Origin of the sequence: Lacticaseibacillus zhaodongensis, assembly GCF_009687905.1 — a bacterium.
GTDB classification, from domain to species: domain Bacteria; phylum Bacillota; class Bacilli; order Lactobacillales; family Lactobacillaceae; genus Lacticaseibacillus; species Lacticaseibacillus zhaodongensis.
In genome coordinates this window covers 104,433-121,270 of the sequence record NZ_BLBG01000005.1, presented here as the reverse complement: position 1 = coordinate 121,270, position 16,838 = coordinate 104,433, and the positions used below count along the sequence as shown (strand labels likewise).

The following is a 16,838-nucleotide window of genomic DNA, read 5'->3' as shown; positions in this document are numbered from 1 at the left end:
TTAGCGAGACGTGACCCAAGAAAAATAGGCATCCCCCTGAGGACGCCTACCCGATATTCATGTCGTTCGTTGCCTAGTCAATCTTCATCGTGCATTACAGGTTATTCATGAACTCGATTGACATGACCGCGATGCCGCCGATCAGCATGATTGCCGCGCACGCATACCCGCACACACTCTCCATGCTGGCAGACATCGCCATACCGCTGCCACCATTAGTGTTCAACATGTGTGTATAACTGTACGCCTTGCGGAACTCAAACACCGCGATGATAACTAAAGCCAAACCCAAAAACATTGCTGCGTAGCTCATAATCTTTCCTCCTGGGGGCGTTGCCACACGGTCTTTGGTTCAGGCATTGGCTAATGCTGCGGTGTGGTGGCGCTCAAAACGGACTTACTCTGCTTCCCTGTCCGCCTAAATTATGTAACGGCCCCCATCTAATTGCAAGCGTTTCCATATAGATGTAATATCACAAAATTACGGCAACCATGCAGCTAAAAGGTCAAATTTTGATTTCAGCAGCAAAATTCCGCTGATTTAGCCAGATTTTGTCCTGTTTCACGGGGACTTATCCACATATGTCCACAGCGAACATACTTTTGCCACTTATTTAGGCGACTTATGCCCACTGTCCACAAGTGCTTGTGGACAAACTAATGATTGGGTGCAAAAAGCCGCCTGCTTATCCACAGACGGCTTTGTTTCACATATTTAATTCGTAGGCAAACCGCTCCCGGTCTTCACCGTGGTCGATCATGATGATGCCGCGCTTGGTGAAGCCAAACTCGGTGGCCAGGTGCTGCATGGCCTTGTTGATGCGGTGCGTGTCCAGGCGCACGTTGTGAATCCCGCGCAAGTAGAGCTCGCTAATGATGTTGCTGAAGAAGAACTTAGCTAGGTGTTGGCCGCGGTGCCCACTGGCGATGGCGATGCGGTGAATGGTCGCGTAATCAGCGAATGGTTCCGCCCACTCACCATCATGAATCACGTCATAGGTCGGCTCGTTGCCAATGATCACGCTGGCGGTCCCGGCAATTTCACCATCCACAATCAGGACGTGGGCCACGCCGGCCGTGATATCCGCCTCCATTTTGGCCTTGGTGGGGTAGCCGTCCTGCCACTGCGGACTGTTTTCCGAAGCCAATAGTTGCTTTGCCTCCTGAATGATCGTCCAGATTGCGTCCAAGTCCTCCATTTGCGCCAAGCGCATGTAGATCAATGCCATGAATGATTCCCCCTCAGAGATGTAGTTATTGCCGTTAATTGTAGCGCTTTGCATAAAAAAAGCCCACGTTTCCCGTGAGCTAATATCACAATCTATGGCAGTAAATCGTACTGCACTCCGCGCACCGTGAAGTGCTTGGTTCCGGCAAAATGCAGCGTGGCGCCAGACATCAGTTTGATTTCATACTTGTTTTTACCCAAGCGGCGGGTGGAACGGACGTGCACATTCACGCGCGGACTTTTGGCCACGCACGCCGCCAACGGGTTCGTTTTGCCCACCCGCTTGGCAATGAAGGCCAGGGGCTTGCCGGCGGTTTGTTCCGCGCCATAAATACCGTTACGCTGCACGGTGATGTAGTTCTTCTCGAACTGCACGCGCACGCCCAAATACGGCCGCGTTGCCGTACCGTGGGCCTGACCCGTCGCACTGCGGTGGTCAATGTAGGATTGCTCGAATAATTCGTTTGGAATTGGCGGCCGCGCGGTCAACTGGTGGATACCCAGAATAACAGCAGCAGCTACTGCGATGATCAGAACCATCCGTAGCAGCCGGCCGCGAATACGCTGCCCACGCTTCTTTTGCATTATGCAATCTCCTCTAGGCAAAACGGACTAACAGTAACTTCACTTTACTGCGCTACGTCCGCCTTGTACACCAGCAAATCGCCCGGCTGGCAATCCAGCACCTGACAGATCTCAGCCAGTGTTGAGAAGCGGATGGCACGCGCCTTGCCCGTTTTGAGGATGGACAAGTTGGCGAGCGTCATCCCCACCGCGTCGGCCAGCTGGGTCAGCGTCATTCCGCGGTCTTTGAGAATCGCATCAAGGTTTACCTGTATCATCACGGCCTCCTAAACGGTCAAATCGCTGTCGGTCTTGTAATCCAGCGCCGCCTGCCAGAGCCGCTGCAAAATTGCCAAGAAGACGGTGATCACCGCGGGCACCATCATGAAGATACCGAAGAAGAAGATGGTCCCCGGTGCATCCTCACTCTGGGCAATGACGTACACCTGCGGCAGCATCAGCAGCATGGCCGCAACAATGACGCCCACGCCCCACTTCAGCCGCCGAAGCAGCTGCACCGCGCGTTCCGAAAAGGCCAACTGCTGCCCAATCGTCCGCAACAGCTGCCAGCCGATGAAACAGGAAAACGCAAAGGCCACCACGATGATGTACAGCCCCACCCCGGTCAGGAGGGCGGTTGCCAGGTTCTTGTAGATCGTGTACATTTTGCCAGTCAGGGGCCAGAAAGCAAAGATGGCCAGTGCCAGGTCAATCAGGACGGCAACAAGCAAACATAATTGCAGGAACAGTGTTCGTATACGCATTACGCGCACCTCGTTTCGTTTTGATGCTTTGAGTATAGCAGGATGTTTATCGATAATCGATAAACATTTGGTAAAGAATTCGCTTGCAGTTATCGCTTGCTACTATAACATGTGCCGCAGTGTTCGCTCTCTCCCCCTAAATCAACCGCTGTTGTGGATTTTGGTTTCTTCATCGTTCCAGCTACCGCTTAGCAGCTGATACTCGGACCGTTTCCGCTTTCTCCAAAAAAGTAGTTCGCAGCGCGATTTCCCTCGCCGGTGTGACCGTTCCAGTTGTTAAAGGCAACATGTCTGTCAAATCAGCACCTCACGCAAACGTTGCGCAGACCTGGGGCGGCCAGACCACTCTTTTCACGACTGATAACCAATCAACACACATGATTGGCCACAACAACACTTCATTCGGTAAGATCGTCAACCTCAAGAAGGGCTCCAAAGTTACTGTCCACGACGTTAACGGCCGGGTTCGTGTTTACCACGTTACCGAAGTCAAAAACGTTACTGACCAGGGCTACATCAACGGTACCAAGACGTCCGTCTACAAGCAGATTGTTAACCCTAACCAGGGTGAACAGATCGTTCTGCAGACCTGCCTCAGCGAAACCGTTAACCGCCTTGTATGGGCACGGTAATCTGAATTTCAAAATAGCCAAAAAATGATCCGACCAACTTCTCGTATTGATTGAGAAGCTGGCCGGATTTTTTGTGTAAAACCATGTAGATAAACAAAAGGGACGCCATCTGACGTACCTTTTGCTATTGATTCTTAGCTATTGCGAGATGATGAACGATTGGCAACCCCAACAATCATCGCTTCGTATGGACGCAATGGTTCTTTGAGCGACCGACGATCCGCATAGTTAGTGATTATTATCTTGCAAGTTTCTTCAGCAGCTTGCGAATACGGCGTGATTGATTGCTCATGTGCACTTAAGTTTGCAATAACAAGTAACCGTTGATTAGTGTCGATCCGCCAATATCCAAAGACATGCGGATCCTCAGGGGCAATCAATTCATAGGCCCCATCGGTGAGCACTCCCAACTCATGCCGTAGCTTGATCAAGCGCTGATAGTATTCAAACACTGACTGTTTGGATTCCAAATCATTCCGAACATTAATCTGCGGAAATGATGGGTTCAGCGCAAACCACGGTTTTCCGGTAGTAAAACCACCCTGCTCACCACCATTCCACGGAATTGGCATTCGTGCATGGTCGCGACTGACCTTATTAGCAGCTTCAACGAATTGAGACTTAGTCATTACTTTCTGTTCTTCAACCAGCTTATGATATGCGCCTTTAGTCTCAACATCTTCATAATCCTCTAGTTTCAGTTTGGTATTGGTTAAACCAATCTCTTCACCTTGATAAACGAACGGGGTCCCCCGTAACCCATGAAGAGCAGTCGCAAATGCTGTCGCACTTTGATACCGATACTTCCCATCATCGCCCCAACGAGAAGGAATTCGCGCCCGATCATGGTTTTCGAAGTACAACGCACTACCGGCATTTACCGAGGCTAATGTCTCTTGCCAACGGCTCAAAACACCCTTCAGATAAACAACGTCTAGTGGCTGCAGGTCAAAATGGCCGTTACCACCTGGGACAACATCACTCTTCATGTGCTCAAAAGGGATGACCATATTCAGCTCATGCTGATCAGGTGCAACCAACGCAAGCACATTTTCACTGGAAGAATCTGGGGCCTCCCCAATGCTCAATTGATTGAGCGGCGTAAATACCTCCCGATTCATCTCAGCAATAAACTCATGCATTCGGGGTCCATTATTTTGGCCAGAGGATACATACGGCAGGTGCTTAGGGTTGGGCCGGTCGCAGAATTGCTGATCTTTTGAGATTGACGTAATTACATCAAGCCGCCAGCCATCAACACCTTTGACAACCCAGTAGCGCATGATGTCGTATACCGCCTGTCTAACCTTGGGATTCTCCCAGTTTAAGTCCGGCTGTTGCGGAGAATAGTAATGCAAGTAGTACTGACCACGTGTATCATCAAATGTCCATGCTGAGCCGCCAAAACTCGATCCCCAATTATTCGGGACTCCACCATCTGGTGCTGGATCGCGCCAAATGTAGTAATCCGAGTACGGATTATCCTTTGATTGCCGACTTTGCTTGAACCAAGCGTGCTGATCTGAAGTGTGGTTGGCAACAAGGTCCATGATAATTTTCAATCCAAGGTGATGTGCCTGCTTAATTAACTCATCCATATCAGCATCTGAACCAAACATGGGGTCAACGTGCCGATAGTCCGCGATATCGTAACCATTATCAACCTGTGGCGAACAGTAGACCGGGCTGAGCCAAACAGCATCTGCACCTAAACGCTTAATGTACGGCAAATGTTCAATGATTCCTTGCAAATCGCCAATACCGTCGCCATTAGTGTCCTGAAAGCTTTTGGGATAAACCTGATAAATGACCGCCTGGCGCCACCATTGATTATTCATACGTAAAACCTTCCTATAGTGTGGTTGCTACTGCGGACGAGCCTTCTGGGTCTGTCAATGCCAAGATACCGTCCCCGGTACCGACATGTGCGCCCATAATTGGTTCCACATCAGCATATTGCTTAGTATTTGTCACTACAACCATTACGGTAGGATCATACCCGGCCTTCTTGATAGCGTCCACATCAAATGTTCCGAGCAATTGCCCTGCCTTAACCTGATCGCCCTGAGAAACATTACCAGTGAAGTACTTGCCCTGCAGGTCGACCGTATCAATTCCGATATGAATCAATAATTCCGCCCCATCATCAGCACGTAATCCATACGCATGGTGCGTTGGGTAACTGACAGCAACAGTTCCATCAAACGGCGCGACTACTTGTCCTGAATCTGGAACAATCGCAATGCCCTTACCCATAATTTCAGCTGAAAATACTTTGTCATTCACTTTAGAAATTGCTTCTGGTGTACCACTGACTGGAGTCGTGATGACTGCATCCGCGTGGGTTACATCTGGCTCAACATCTTCATCTTCTGATGATGCAGGCAGCTTGTACTTGGCATAAGCAAACGTAAGAATGAACGATGCGATAAACCCAATTACGATACAAATCATGAACGCAACCATAGATTTTGCAGCAATTGAGATGAACCCAATGATTCCTGCAGGGCCCATCGATACAGAAAGTACGTGGAAGAGCCCTAAGAAGGCACTACCTATACCTGACGCAATCGCTGCACAGACGAATGGGAATTTTAACTTGAGGTTAACACCGAAAATTGCTGGTTCTGTAATCCCAAGAAGTGCTGAGAGACTAGCAGATGAAGCCAAAGCCTTCTGTTTCTTATCTTTAGTCGTGAAGAAGATTGCGGCAGTTGCACCACCTTGGGTTACGTTGGCCATTGCTGCAACTGGGAAGATAAAGGAGCCACCAGTCTTAGCAACGTTGGCGAGAAGCTGGGTTTCAATTGCGGGAAACATCTGGTGTAAGCCGGTGATGACAATTGCGGAGTAGAAAAGCCCGAAGATACCCATGCCAACCCAACCAGTGGTGCTGTATAGCCATACGAGACTGTTAGTGAGACCATCGCCAACCGTCCGGAGAACTGGTCCAATGATCGTGAAGGTCAAAAAGCCGGTAACGATGACCGAAATCATTGGTGTAAAGGTAAAGTCGATGGCCCCATGCAAGTGTTTGTGCAGGAATGTCTCCAGCTTGGCCAGAATGTAGGACACACCCAAAACTGGTAGAACCTGGCCCTGGTACCCAGCTTGCGCAATCTTTAAGCCAAATACATTCCAGTAGAGCATCTTATGTGTTGCCATCGCAACAGCAACGCTGTAACCATTCACCAATGAAGGCAAGACCATGATCATTCCAAGCGTTGCCCCAAGATATGGATTACCACCGAAACGCTTGGTAGCGGAGAAGCCAATCAATATTGGCAGGAAAGCGAATGGTGCGGAGGCCATCGCGTTGACCATTTCTGCGAAGCCCGCAAGTCCTGGCCACTGCTCAACAATCGACTTCGCCATAAATAGGTGTTCAGCCGTCAAAACGTTGTTCAGTGCCATTAGCAACCCACCAGCAACCAAGGCTGGAATTAACGGAATAAAGATGTCCGACAATAGCTTGAACAAAGAAGTTAATGGATTCGTCTTTTTGTTTCCAGCAACCTTTTTTAAATCGTCGGTAGTTGCTTCTTTGAGGCCAGTGAGTTTGATCATCTCGGCATAAACCTTATCAACATCACCAGGCCCGATAATTATCTGATACTGACCATCGGTTTCAAATGTCCCCTTAACATCTGGGTCTTGATCAAGAGCTTTCTGATTAATTGCCTTATCGTCTTTGAGCACCAACCGTAATCTGGTGGCACAATGTGCAGCCGCCTGAATGTTATCTGCCCCAACAGCATTAATGACGCGCTGTGCAACTTCTTTATGTTTCATGTTCATCACCTCGCAAGTTTTTATAAAGCGCTTTACATTCCGAATGATAGCGGCTTCACAATTAGTTGTCAAGCGTTTGACAATTTAAATTCTGTGCTGATGCGTTTGCTGCCTGCAAAATTGTCAAGAAATGTTATCCGTTTGACAATTTAAAAGAAAGCGCTATTATTAAGCTAACTTATTTCATAGAGAGTGCGGTGACACATTATGACGCAAATCGTTTGGAATCAACAAACACGCTATCGTCCTTACATTCAGTGGTCTTCAAACTACTTACGGACCATTCAACAAAAGGTTGAGCAGAGCATCTGGCGGACTAATACTCATATACAACCAGTGACGGGGCTACTGAACGATCCTTGCGCCTTTAACTTCTTTAATGGCCAATGGCACCTATTCTACCAGTCATTCCCATTTGGACCGGTACATGGACTAAAATCTTGGTACCATCTCGTTTCAACCGATCTGCTGCACTGGCAGCCTTCAGAGCAGCAACTATTGCCAGACGGGCCTTTCGACCATCAAGGAGTTTACACGGGAAGTGGGTATGTTGCCGACAACCATCTACAACTTCTGTACACTGGTAATGTTCGTGATTCCGACTGGAACCGCCACTCCTACCAGATGCATGCGCAGATGGACCGTAACGGTGTTATCACCAAATCATCGCAACCGATTATTGCTACCCCGCCGTCTGGATACACAGCAGAATTCAGAGACCCATTTGCCTTTTCAAATAATAATGAGCGCTACTGCCTAATCGGCGGGCAAACGACTACTGGCCACGGTGCAATTCTGCTTTACCATCAAGAACCAAATAAAGAATGGAAGTTTCTTGGCCCTCTAGCTATCCCGACTACTATGACTGGCTACATGGTCGAATGTCCAAATATCGACTGGGTTGATAATCATGTGGTGTTAACCTTCTGTCCCCAGGGCCTAGATCATAAAACCTTGTCTTACACCAATCGCTATCCAAACGTTGCAATGATTGCAGATGACTTTGACCCGTCAACGCGACAATTTAGCGGTGAAATGCATCTGCAACTCGTTGATTATGGTTGCGACTTTTACGCCTCCCGCACAACCGTCGCTCCTGATGGTCGCCATCTTCTGATTGGCTGGATGGGGATGCCCGAAAGTGAGTATCCCAGCGACCGCGATCAGTGGGCCAACTGCTTAAGCTACCCCCGTGAACTCCATGTGAAAAATGGCAAACTGCAACTTGCGCCATTATCTGAACTAGAACAGCTGCGTGAAGATGAAATAGTGCCTGATGCCACAACATTCAATTTTAGCGCTACAGCAGAATTCGAGTTTAATACCACTTCACAGACAGAATTCAGCGTGTACGCTAAGGGACTGGAAAGTCTCAAGTTGAGTGTGACCGGACAAAAATTATCAATCATTTCAGCTCACGCTACCCGCCATGTACAACTGCCTAACAACACCAACCACATAGTCCGACTTTTTATTGATGGCTCAGCATATGAATGCTATGTAGACGACGGTGAAGTATGCCTGACCGGACGGTTTTTCCCACAATCGGCTCCAGATTCGGCTATTATAAAAGAAAATGGCACCGACACCAGCTGTCACGGTTGGCGTCTGGAGAGGAGTAATCACTAATATGAAACCAAAACTACAAGACGTGGCCAAGATAGCAAACGTTTCGCCCACCACCGTTTCCAGAGTCATTAACAATTATGGTCACATCAGTGAGAAAACTAGAACTCGGGTCCATGAAGCAATGGCCCAACTTAATTACCAACCAAATAGTTTGGCGCGCTCGCTTCAGGGCAAATCTTCGCACCTTATCGGTTTGATTTTCTTCGACATCAGCCACCCATTTTTCGGTGAACTCGTCGCCAGACTCGAAAACCTTTTATTCGAGCAAGGCTATAAAACGATTCTCTGTAATAGTGCCAACAACCCTGAAAAGGAACGCGAGTACATCAACATGCTTGCCGCTAACCAAGTCGATGGAATTATTGCAGGGGCGCACAATACCGATATCAAGGAATACCAGGAGTCAGAACTGCCAATTATCTCTTTCGACCGGTTCCTGTCAAAGACGATTCCGATTGTGAGCTCTGATAACTTTGCTGGGGGCAAGCTAGCGGCCAAAGCCCTTTACGATGCCGGCGTACGCCATCCCGCTATGATTACCGGGGTTCAGAGTGCCAACTCGCCCACAAACAACCGTGTACTTGGTTTTAAATCTGGCCTTAAGCCCTTCGATATCGCTCCGGAAGTGATTGAGTTACCATTTGAATCCGTCCCCGCTCTCAAGCAGGAACGCCTTACAGACATTGTCAAATCAAAAAAGTATGACGGCATTTTCTGTAGTGATGATCTGACAGCCCTGCAGGTAAAAAACGCAGCACAAAGTACCGGTATTGCCATTCCAGATGATCTTAAGTTGATTGGTTATGACGGCACAAAATTAATTCAAGACTATAACCCTGATTTAACTACTGTCGTTCAGCCGATTACGGAAATCAGCCAGCTACTCATTGAACTACTCCTGACAAAAATTAAAAATCCGGAGTATCCACTGAAGTCAGACTACACACTGCCCGTTCGACTCTCAAACGGCTCCACGGTTTAACAAACTAACTGGAAAGGAGTCAACGTATTGATTCATTACGACAAGCAAAGACAAATTTTCACCCTACAAAACAAGCAAATTAGCTATATTATTCAGTTGATCCACGGATATCCTGTTAAACGCTACTTTGGCCCCCGACTTAAGGCCTTCAATGGCAGCGCACGTCTGGAAGACTTTAATCACGCCTTCGCAGTCGCCTCCGATGCATCCCCATATTCAATGACGACTTTGCCATTTGAATACAGTACGTCGGGGACCGGTGATTACCGAACTCCTGGCTATCAAGTAAACGATGGTAACAATCAGTTAATTCCGCCTCTGCGCTACGCCAGTCACCGTATTATTTCTGGATCTGGTAAGCAACCAATCGACCTACCACAATTACGCAATGCAGCCGATAATAGCGAAACGTTGATTATCACCCTGCAGGATCAGCTCAGTGGCCTTCAACTCAACCTGCAATACACCATTCTAAATAACCTGCCCACGGTTGTTCGCAACGTCCGTTTTTCTAACCATGGCAAAGACACACTAATACTCCAAAAGGCCGCCAGCCTCCAACTGGAACTCGATGATGATGAGCTACAAGCGCTCTACTTAACCGGAACACACGCCCACGAAGCCAACGTTCAAATAACAGCGCTTTCTTCAGGCGAATTCACTATTTCTAGTAATAGCGGTGCAAGCGGCCCACAAGCAGTCCCGTTTCTTGGCTTGTGCGAACCAGCAGCTACGCAATTCAACGGTAATGTCCTCGGTGTGACACTTCTGTGGAGTGGTGATTGGAAAATCACGGCTACGGTTGATCAATATCAACGAACCCGCGTAACGGCGGGTGTTAATCCAGAAACTTTTTCATGGCGATTACCACCAGAAACTGAATTTTCATCGCCACTAGCTGTACTGAGTTTTGCTACGGATGGTTTTAACGGACTTTCGCAAGCCTTTCACAGCTTTTTTAATAACTACATCATCCCCAACCAAAAGCCAAAATTGCTTGCCTACAACACCTGGGAATCATCGTACTTTAAAGTTAATGCGAATACAGTGGAAAAGCAGCTGCCTGCGCTCAAGCGCCTAGGTGTAGAACTTGTGGTTGTGGACGACGGCTGGTTCATTAACCGAAACGGTGAAGACGGTCAATTGGGTGACTGGATTGTCGATTCGATTAAATTCCCGAGCGGACTTACTGCCCTCGCTCAAGAATGTCATCAATCTAACTTACGTTTTGGCGTATGGGTTGAGCCAGAGATGGTAACTCAAAACAGCAATTTGTATCAGCAACATCCTGACTGGGTTTTGCAATATCTGGGTAGGGATGTAATTACCAGCCGTAATCAACTCGTACTTGATTTGTCCCGTCAGGCTGTGCAGACACATCTAATCGAAACGCTGACGAATCTGATTAGCACCAACAGTCTGGACTATCTGAAGTGGGACTACAATCGGCATTTCACTCAACCTGGAAGTAGCGCATGGCCAGCAGTCCAACAAGGCGAGGTTTCATTCCGCTACATGACGGGCCTATACCATGTTCTGCGTGTATTACGTACCCGCTTCCCGGAGCTGATTATCGAAAATTGTTCAGCTGGTGGTGGCCGACTTGATGGTGGAATGCTCTACTATACCGACCAAACCTGGGTGAGTGACTTATCTGATTCAGTTCTCCGCATGGAAACCATGGACGGTTTTAGCCTGCTATTCCCACCCAGTATCTTTGTCTCCCACATCACACCATCGCCAAACGAACAAGATTACCGCCTCTTACCGCTGAGGACGCGAATGTTACTTTCTTCAGTTGGCATTAGCGGCTTAGAATGCCCACCTGAATCCCTAACAAAGGATGAACAAGATCAAATAGCCGAATTCTTCCAGCAATACAAAATCCATCGACAGTTCAACCAGTACGGCCATCTATACAGACTAACAACATGGCCTCATCGCGAACACGAGGTTGCTTGGCTAGTCGTAAATACAGAACGGACACTAGCAATTTGCCTATGGTCAGCTGGAGTCGTGTCACCAGTTCATCGTAACCGCCGCGAATCTCTGCATTATCTGAATCCAAACGTCCAATATCTGGACAGTAATCACCAACGCTTTTTTGGTGATGAGTTGAACCTCTCTGGTATTACCCTTCCACAAGCGCGTGGCGACTTTGACGCGGCACGCTTAACTTTTACGAAAGCAGATGACAAATAATGAAATTAGGCAGTATTGAAGCTGGCGGGACTAAATTTATTCTCGCCGTCGCAGATAATCAAATGCATATTATTGAACGTAAGCGGATTGAAACACGCTCGCCAGAACTTACAATCAGCGATTGTGTCGACTTTTTCAAAGCAAATCCTGTTGATGCAATTGGTATCGGCTCTTTTGGCCCGATTGATATCAATCCTGACTCAACCACTTACGGTTACGTTCTCAAAACGCCAAAGCCAAACTGGTCCAACACAGACTTCGTTGGGCCACTACAAACACAGTTGCATGTTCCAATCGCCTTCACCACGGACGTAAACGCCAGCGCATACGGTGAATACACAAAGTGTGACGCCAAGAGCACCGTTGTTTACTTTACAATTGGCACCGGAATTGGTGGTGGCGCTGTCCAGGCCGGTCACTTTATCGGTAGTAGCGCACACCCAGAAATGGGGCACACATTAATTACCCCGAGAGCGGACGATGACTTCGCAGGTAACTGTCCATTCCATGGCAACCGTTGCTTCGAAGGCATGGCATCCGGCCCAGCAATCGAAGCTCGGACTGGTAAACCCGGTGAGCAATTATCCCGTACTGACCCCGTCTTTGACCTTGTCTCCTACTACGCAGCCGAAATGGCATACAACACCTACATGCAGATGCGGCCCGACAAGATTGTGTTTGGCGGCTCAGTGCTGAAGCCAGAAGATATGCCGCGGGTTCGCAAATACTTCTCAGACTTTAACAATGATTATGTAGCTACGCCTGCACTTGAAAGCCTAATTACCTTCACTAGCATTCCAAATAATGGCTCAGCAACACTCGGGGATTTCGAGCTTGCGGCAAGAGCTTTGAGCAACAAATAAGCATCGGGCAGCTAAACCATCGCGTCGTATGAACACGATAATCTGGTTTTAAAAATGCACCACTATAACTCCGGCCAGCTTCGCATACTGATTGAGAAGTCGTCCGGAGTTTTTGTCAGTCATAGCGCACTCTTTGTCTCTGGAAGCACAACAAAGCCGCCTAGCCCGGATATTCTCCAGATTAGACGACTTCATTTTTTTGCTAAAACTCAACAATCAATTTTCAAAAGATTCCGTCTTCAAACTGACTCGTTGTTTAAATGCTAGATTAATGTAACTTGATGAAAAGTAAAACGGAGGCAATAGCAGCTGAAACGGCCAACGTTACCAATTCAGCTTTGGAATAGGTAGGCTGTTTCTTCTTATTCTTGCCGTGTGGCTTAATTGTGGCAACATACAGTATTATCAAAAGTATTGCCCCAATAACTATCAAACCGACTTTCATGATATGCCTCCCTATTCCTAAATCTCATCTAGTCGCAACACCAGCTTGAATCTGGCTTACTTAACCTTATCTTCAAGCGTCTTAATCCGCTTGAGCATGCGGATCAGGTAACGGGTCTCATCAATGAGCAGCATGGTAGTCATCAGTGTATCCTGCCCGTGGACCATGATAAAGGTAACATCCATATTGGCACCGCCAGCTTCTTTGGCTAAAATGTCAGTCTGCTGGTTGTGAGCGTCATTGATATCATCCTGTGCTTCTTTAACAAGTGCATCCGCCTTGTCAAAGTCGCCTGCTTCCGCAGCATCCAGAGCGTGTAACACTGCAGTTTTAGCATCACCCGCGTACGCTACCAATTTGAATCCAACCATTGAGATTTCTTCTTTAGTTGCCATAGATATTACCTCCAAATATTGTTATGGTTCGATGCCACACGCGACATGAACTTCTATCACCCGCAGCTCGATGCCATACCGATAGCTGAGTGATGCTTTTCTAAGACCAGTTGACTACAACATCAATCTGGAATTACGTGCGTGTCACTAAGTTGCTTAAACCAGAGTGCGCTCTGCTTGATGTACCGCTTCTGCGTCGGAAAATCAACGAAGAACAATCCGTAGCGTTTGCTGTAGCCGTTAGTCCAGGAGAACTGATCTTGAAGCGACCAGATGAAGTAACCCTTGACGTTAGCACCTTCGCTAATTGCGTCAGCAATTGCGCTCAAGTACTTCTTCAAGTAATCGATTCGCTTAGGATCTTGGATGATTGTGTCAGCAGTCGCCCCTTCAGGTAGTGACTCCTTCATCCCAATTCCGTTTTCAGTGACGAAAATTTCAGGTACTAACGGGTAATCATTGTGAATCCGCATCAAGGTGTCATGCATACCACGTGGATAAATTGCCCAATCCCAATCGGTAGTTTCAATTCCATCTGGACGCTTTTCCTCACCAATACCATGCAGGCGGGAAACTGAAGTCCCTTTTGCACCAGTACCGTTGTGGTGAGTTTCCGATGCACCGTTGTAAGCCCGCAACCACTTACTGAAGTAATTGTTCACGCCGACAAAATCTAGTTGGTGCGCAGCTTTGTCTAACTCGTCCATCTCTTCTGGTGTGGTATTAAACATCGGTTGCTCATTAGCATCCAGAATTTCCTTTACCAATGCCAACGTCTCAGGCGAATACTTACCGGCTAACGTTCCGTCGAGGTACAGGCGATTCTCGAAAGCGTCCTGCAATGCCGCAGCATGTTTATCCGCCTCGGTATCGCTGTACGGATATACTGTCTGGATTGCGTGGACAATGCCAATCTTACCACCTAAATCCATATCCTTGTATGCATTTACAATCTTGGCGTGAGCAACCATTTCGTTGTGTTCGGCTTGGAATGTCTTATCAAAGCGCCCGGTTTCTGCTGGTGGGAAAGTGCCGCTAGTGTATTGCTGGACTGCCATGGATGTTGGTTCATTAATCGTAATCCAGTACTTAACTTCAGGAAACTCCTTGAAGCAGAACTTTGCATAGTCAACAAATGCATTAACCATGTGCGGACTCAGCCAGTCGCCTTCTTCATGCAGTTTCTCAGGAGTATCAAAGTGATGCAAAGTAACAAACGGTTCAACGTGGTGTTCCTGGCATGACTTAAATACCCGGTGGTAATAAGCAACACCTCGTGGCTCAACCTTACCATCACCATCTGGGAAAATCCTTGACCACGCAATCGAAAGACGGAGTGCCCGGACACCGTATTTCTCAGACAAAGTCAAATCCTCATCATAGTGGTGATAAAAATCAGCGGCAGGATCAGGGCTAAAGCGCCCCTGCTTTTCCAAGTAGTCATCCCAAAGAACACGGCCCTTGCCGTCCTCTTTAGTCGCACCTTCAACCTGATACGCGGCACTAGCGCCACCGAAAATGAAATCTTTTGGAAATGTCTTACTCACAAATATTCCTCCTCACTCAGGTTACAGGTTGCTCTCAACAAAATCGAGTGCCATGTCGCCATCGTTTGTTAAAGCAATGTACTGACGACCAGTCGTGGTTACAAGCTTCACTCCATACTTATCGGTAATCTTTTGCAGATTGCCTTTCATACTATCCATTTGTGGGGCAAGAATAACCATATCCATATCTTGGATCAGATCCATATCTTGACCATAGGCACGAGCAGTCGCAGAAAGCTTTAATTCCCGCTCTTTGGACAACTTATTCAGTGCGTTAGCGAGGATACCACTTGTACCACCACCGGCACAAAGAACCAATACATTGACTTCATTGTCCTTAAAGTATTGCTCGCCCTTGAGCGTCTTATTCGTGACCGCTGCAGTAGAACCGGTATTAGTAACAGTACTTGGAGCAGATTCAGCAACGGCAACTGCGGATTCAGTTGTAGCGCCAGCGGGAACTGCTGCAACACCAGCACCTGCAGGAATAGAACCTGCAGCGTTTTGAGCAGCTACTTCAGCAGCTTTGGCCTGTTCCTCAGCAACCAACTGCTTGTCGTACTGACGGAAGAATGGCCAGAAGATTACTACGTCAACTGCAAGAAGCAATGGCACCAGTAAGAATGAAAGTGGTGCGAACCCCGTAGCGGCGATAATACCAATTGGTGCTGGAATCGTCCATGGCAGGTAGTACATGATACTGTTCATACCTAATGTAGTGACAAAGAACTTGAACAAGGAAATGTTAACCATTGGTGTAATGATGAACGGAATGAAGAAGATAGGGTTCATAATGAGTGGAACACCAAATAATACTGGCTCATTAACTGAGAACGTTGCAGGAATAACCGCAGCTTTACCAATTGCTTTAAGTTGGGCTGATTTTGCTGCGAAAATCAAAACATATGCAATGATAAACGTGGATCCAGTCCCACCAAAGTTCATAATGTAGTCCATAGCGTTCTGAGCAAACACATGGGATACATGGACACCAGCTTGGTACTGGGCCAAGTTAGCAGCCGTGTTAGCAATCATGATTGGCATAACGGCTGGGGAAACGATTGAAGGGCCTTGGACCCCCAAGAACCAGAAGAACGCCATCGCACCGGCAATAATACACAGACCAATGTATGAATCACTGGCAGTAAATACTGGTGAAAGAACTTGAATGATCCAACGCGGAAGAACGGTACCAGTTGCCATCTTGAAGAGAACACCAAACAACCAGAAAATTGTTACGGAAGCGCCCAGTGGAATTAAATCTTTAAATGATTGAGCAATGTTGCCTGGAACCTGTGGAGGCAGCTTAACGGTAATGTTGTTCTTAATGAAGAAATTGTAAATCATTGGAACAATCAGTCCAACGATGTAAGCACATACCAAGCCTTGAGAACCAAGGTAAGTAAGATCAACACCTGTCTTAAGAGGCATGATGGACAGAATAATAAACGTAATCTCCGCGGCGATAATTACCGCGATTGGGTTAATCTGATTAGTTTTCGGTAGGTTTACGTTCTCACTATCCGTGAGACTCTTCGCAGTGGTCCCAGCGACAAACAGTGCCAGCAAACCCATTGAGTAGTTGTACCCAATTAGCAGGGTGTTTGTTACGGCATCTGGCCAGTGAAAGCCCCAGGCATTTGGTACATAAGCAATCATCATGAAAATACTGGAGAAAATGATAATTGGCATACATGCGATAAACCCATCACGCACCGCCGACACGTACTTGTTCGCAGCGAAAGCTTGGAACGCCGGCTTTACTTTTTCAAACGCTTTGTTCATGACTTAATCC

Annotated in this window: 16 protein-coding genes; 5 read left to right on the top strand and 11 right to left on the bottom strand. The window is 47.5% G+C overall.

Annotated features, from left to right (window positions below; translation table 11 throughout):
* Positions 1-94: 94 nt before the first annotated feature.
* The 5 genes from GN107_RS05535 to GN107_RS05515 all read right to left on the bottom strand — a co-directional run bounded on the left by GN107_RS05535 (position 95) and on the right by GN107_RS05515 (position 2,556).
* Positions 95-313, bottom strand: a complete 219-nt coding sequence (locus tag GN107_RS05535; protein ID WP_155286822.1) for a hypothetical protein — start codon at positions 311-313, stop codon at positions 95-97.
* A gap of 394 nt (positions 314-707) precedes the next feature.
* Positions 708-1,229 carry a GNAT family N-acetyltransferase gene (locus tag GN107_RS05530; protein ID WP_155286823.1) on the bottom strand — a complete coding sequence of 174 codons (522 nt, stop codon included), beginning with the start codon at positions 1,227-1,229 and terminating at the stop codon, positions 708-710.
* Positions 1,230-1,321: 92 nt separating this feature from the next.
* Positions 1,322-1,813: a hypothetical protein gene (locus tag GN107_RS05525; RefSeq protein ID WP_155286824.1), complete on the bottom strand. Its 492-nt coding sequence runs from the start codon at positions 1,811-1,813 to the stop codon at positions 1,322-1,324.
* A 44-nt stretch (positions 1,814-1,857) separates the two neighbouring features.
* Positions 1,858-2,073 (bottom strand): helix-turn-helix domain-containing protein, encoded by a 216-nt coding sequence (locus tag GN107_RS05520; RefSeq protein WP_155286825.1) that lies wholly within the window; start codon positions 2,071-2,073, stop codon positions 1,858-1,860.
* Positions 2,074-2,079: 6 nt separating this feature from the next.
* Positions 2,080-2,556 carry a DUF2975 domain-containing protein gene (locus GN107_RS05515; RefSeq protein WP_155286826.1) on the bottom strand — a complete coding sequence of 159 codons (477 nt, stop codon included), beginning with the start codon at positions 2,554-2,556 and terminating at the stop codon, positions 2,080-2,082.
* A 260-nt stretch (positions 2,557-2,816) separates the two neighbouring features.
* On the opposite strand from GN107_RS05515, the gene GN107_RS05510 reads away from it, so the two are divergent.
* Positions 2,817-3,188 (top strand): sortase domain-containing protein, encoded by a 372-nt coding sequence (locus GN107_RS05510; RefSeq protein WP_269057687.1) that lies wholly within the window; start codon positions 2,817-2,819, stop codon positions 3,186-3,188.
* 134 nt (positions 3,189-3,322) lie between these two features.
* Here the strand turns inward: GN107_RS05510 and GN107_RS05505 are convergent, their stop codons facing one another.
* Positions 3,323-5,026: an alpha-glucosidase gene (locus tag GN107_RS05505; protein ID WP_155286828.1), complete on the bottom strand. Its 1,704-nt coding sequence runs from the start codon at positions 5,024-5,026 to the stop codon at positions 3,323-3,325.
* A gap of 13 nt (positions 5,027-5,039) precedes the next feature.
* Positions 5,040-6,980 (bottom strand): sucrose-specific PTS transporter subunit IIBC, encoded by a 1,941-nt coding sequence (locus tag GN107_RS05500; protein WP_155286829.1) that lies wholly within the window; start codon positions 6,978-6,980, stop codon positions 5,040-5,042.
* Between the two features lie 207 nt (positions 6,981-7,187).
* Here GN107_RS05500 and GN107_RS05495 point away from each other — a divergent pair, with 207 nt between their 5' ends.
* Genes GN107_RS05495 through GN107_RS05480 form a run of 4 tightly spaced genes read left to right on the top strand, consistent with a single transcriptional unit; the run spans position 7,188 to position 12,656 of the window.
* Entirely contained in the window at positions 7,188-8,609 is a 1,422-nt protein-coding gene (locus tag GN107_RS05495; RefSeq protein WP_155286830.1) for a sucrose-6-phosphate hydrolase, read from the top strand.
* 1 nt (position 8,610) lies between these two features.
* Entirely contained in the window at positions 8,611-9,591 is a 981-nt protein-coding gene (locus tag GN107_RS05490; protein ID WP_155286831.1) for a LacI family DNA-binding transcriptional regulator, read from the top strand.
* A gap of 27 nt (positions 9,592-9,618) precedes the next feature.
* On the top strand, positions 9,619-11,793 hold the full coding sequence (locus tag GN107_RS05485) for an alpha-galactosidase (RefSeq protein WP_155286832.1): 2,175 nt from the start codon (positions 9,619-9,621) through the stop codon (positions 11,791-11,793).
* Complete coding sequence (locus tag GN107_RS05480) at positions 11,793-12,656, top strand: ROK family protein (RefSeq protein WP_155286833.1); 864 nt, start codon at positions 11,793-11,795, stop codon at positions 12,654-12,656. The genes GN107_RS05485 and GN107_RS05480 overlap by 1 nt, the downstream gene beginning before the upstream one ends.
* Before the next feature lie 268 nt (positions 12,657-12,924).
* Here the strand turns inward: GN107_RS05480 and GN107_RS05475 are convergent, their stop codons facing one another.
* The 4 genes from GN107_RS05475 to GN107_RS05460 all read right to left on the bottom strand — a co-directional run bounded on the left by GN107_RS05475 (position 12,925) and on the right by GN107_RS05460 (position 16,828).
* Entirely contained in the window at positions 12,925-13,101 is a 177-nt protein-coding gene (locus GN107_RS05475; RefSeq protein WP_155286834.1) for a hypothetical protein, read from the bottom strand.
* Between the two features lie 56 nt (positions 13,102-13,157).
* Entirely contained in the window at positions 13,158-13,496 is a 339-nt protein-coding gene (locus tag GN107_RS05470) for a PTS lactose/cellobiose transporter subunit IIA (protein ID WP_155286835.1), read from the bottom strand.
* Between the two features lie 122 nt (positions 13,497-13,618).
* Positions 13,619-15,043, bottom strand: a complete 1,425-nt coding sequence (gene lacG / locus GN107_RS05465; RefSeq protein ID WP_155286836.1) for a 6-phospho-beta-galactosidase — start codon at positions 15,041-15,043, stop codon at positions 13,619-13,621.
* A 21-nt stretch (positions 15,044-15,064) separates the two neighbouring features.
* Positions 15,065-16,828, bottom strand: coding sequence for a lactose-specific PTS transporter subunit EIIC (locus GN107_RS05460; RefSeq protein ID WP_155286837.1), 1,764 nt, complete (start codon positions 16,826-16,828; stop codon positions 15,065-15,067).
* Positions 16,829-16,838: the final 10 nt, after the last annotated feature.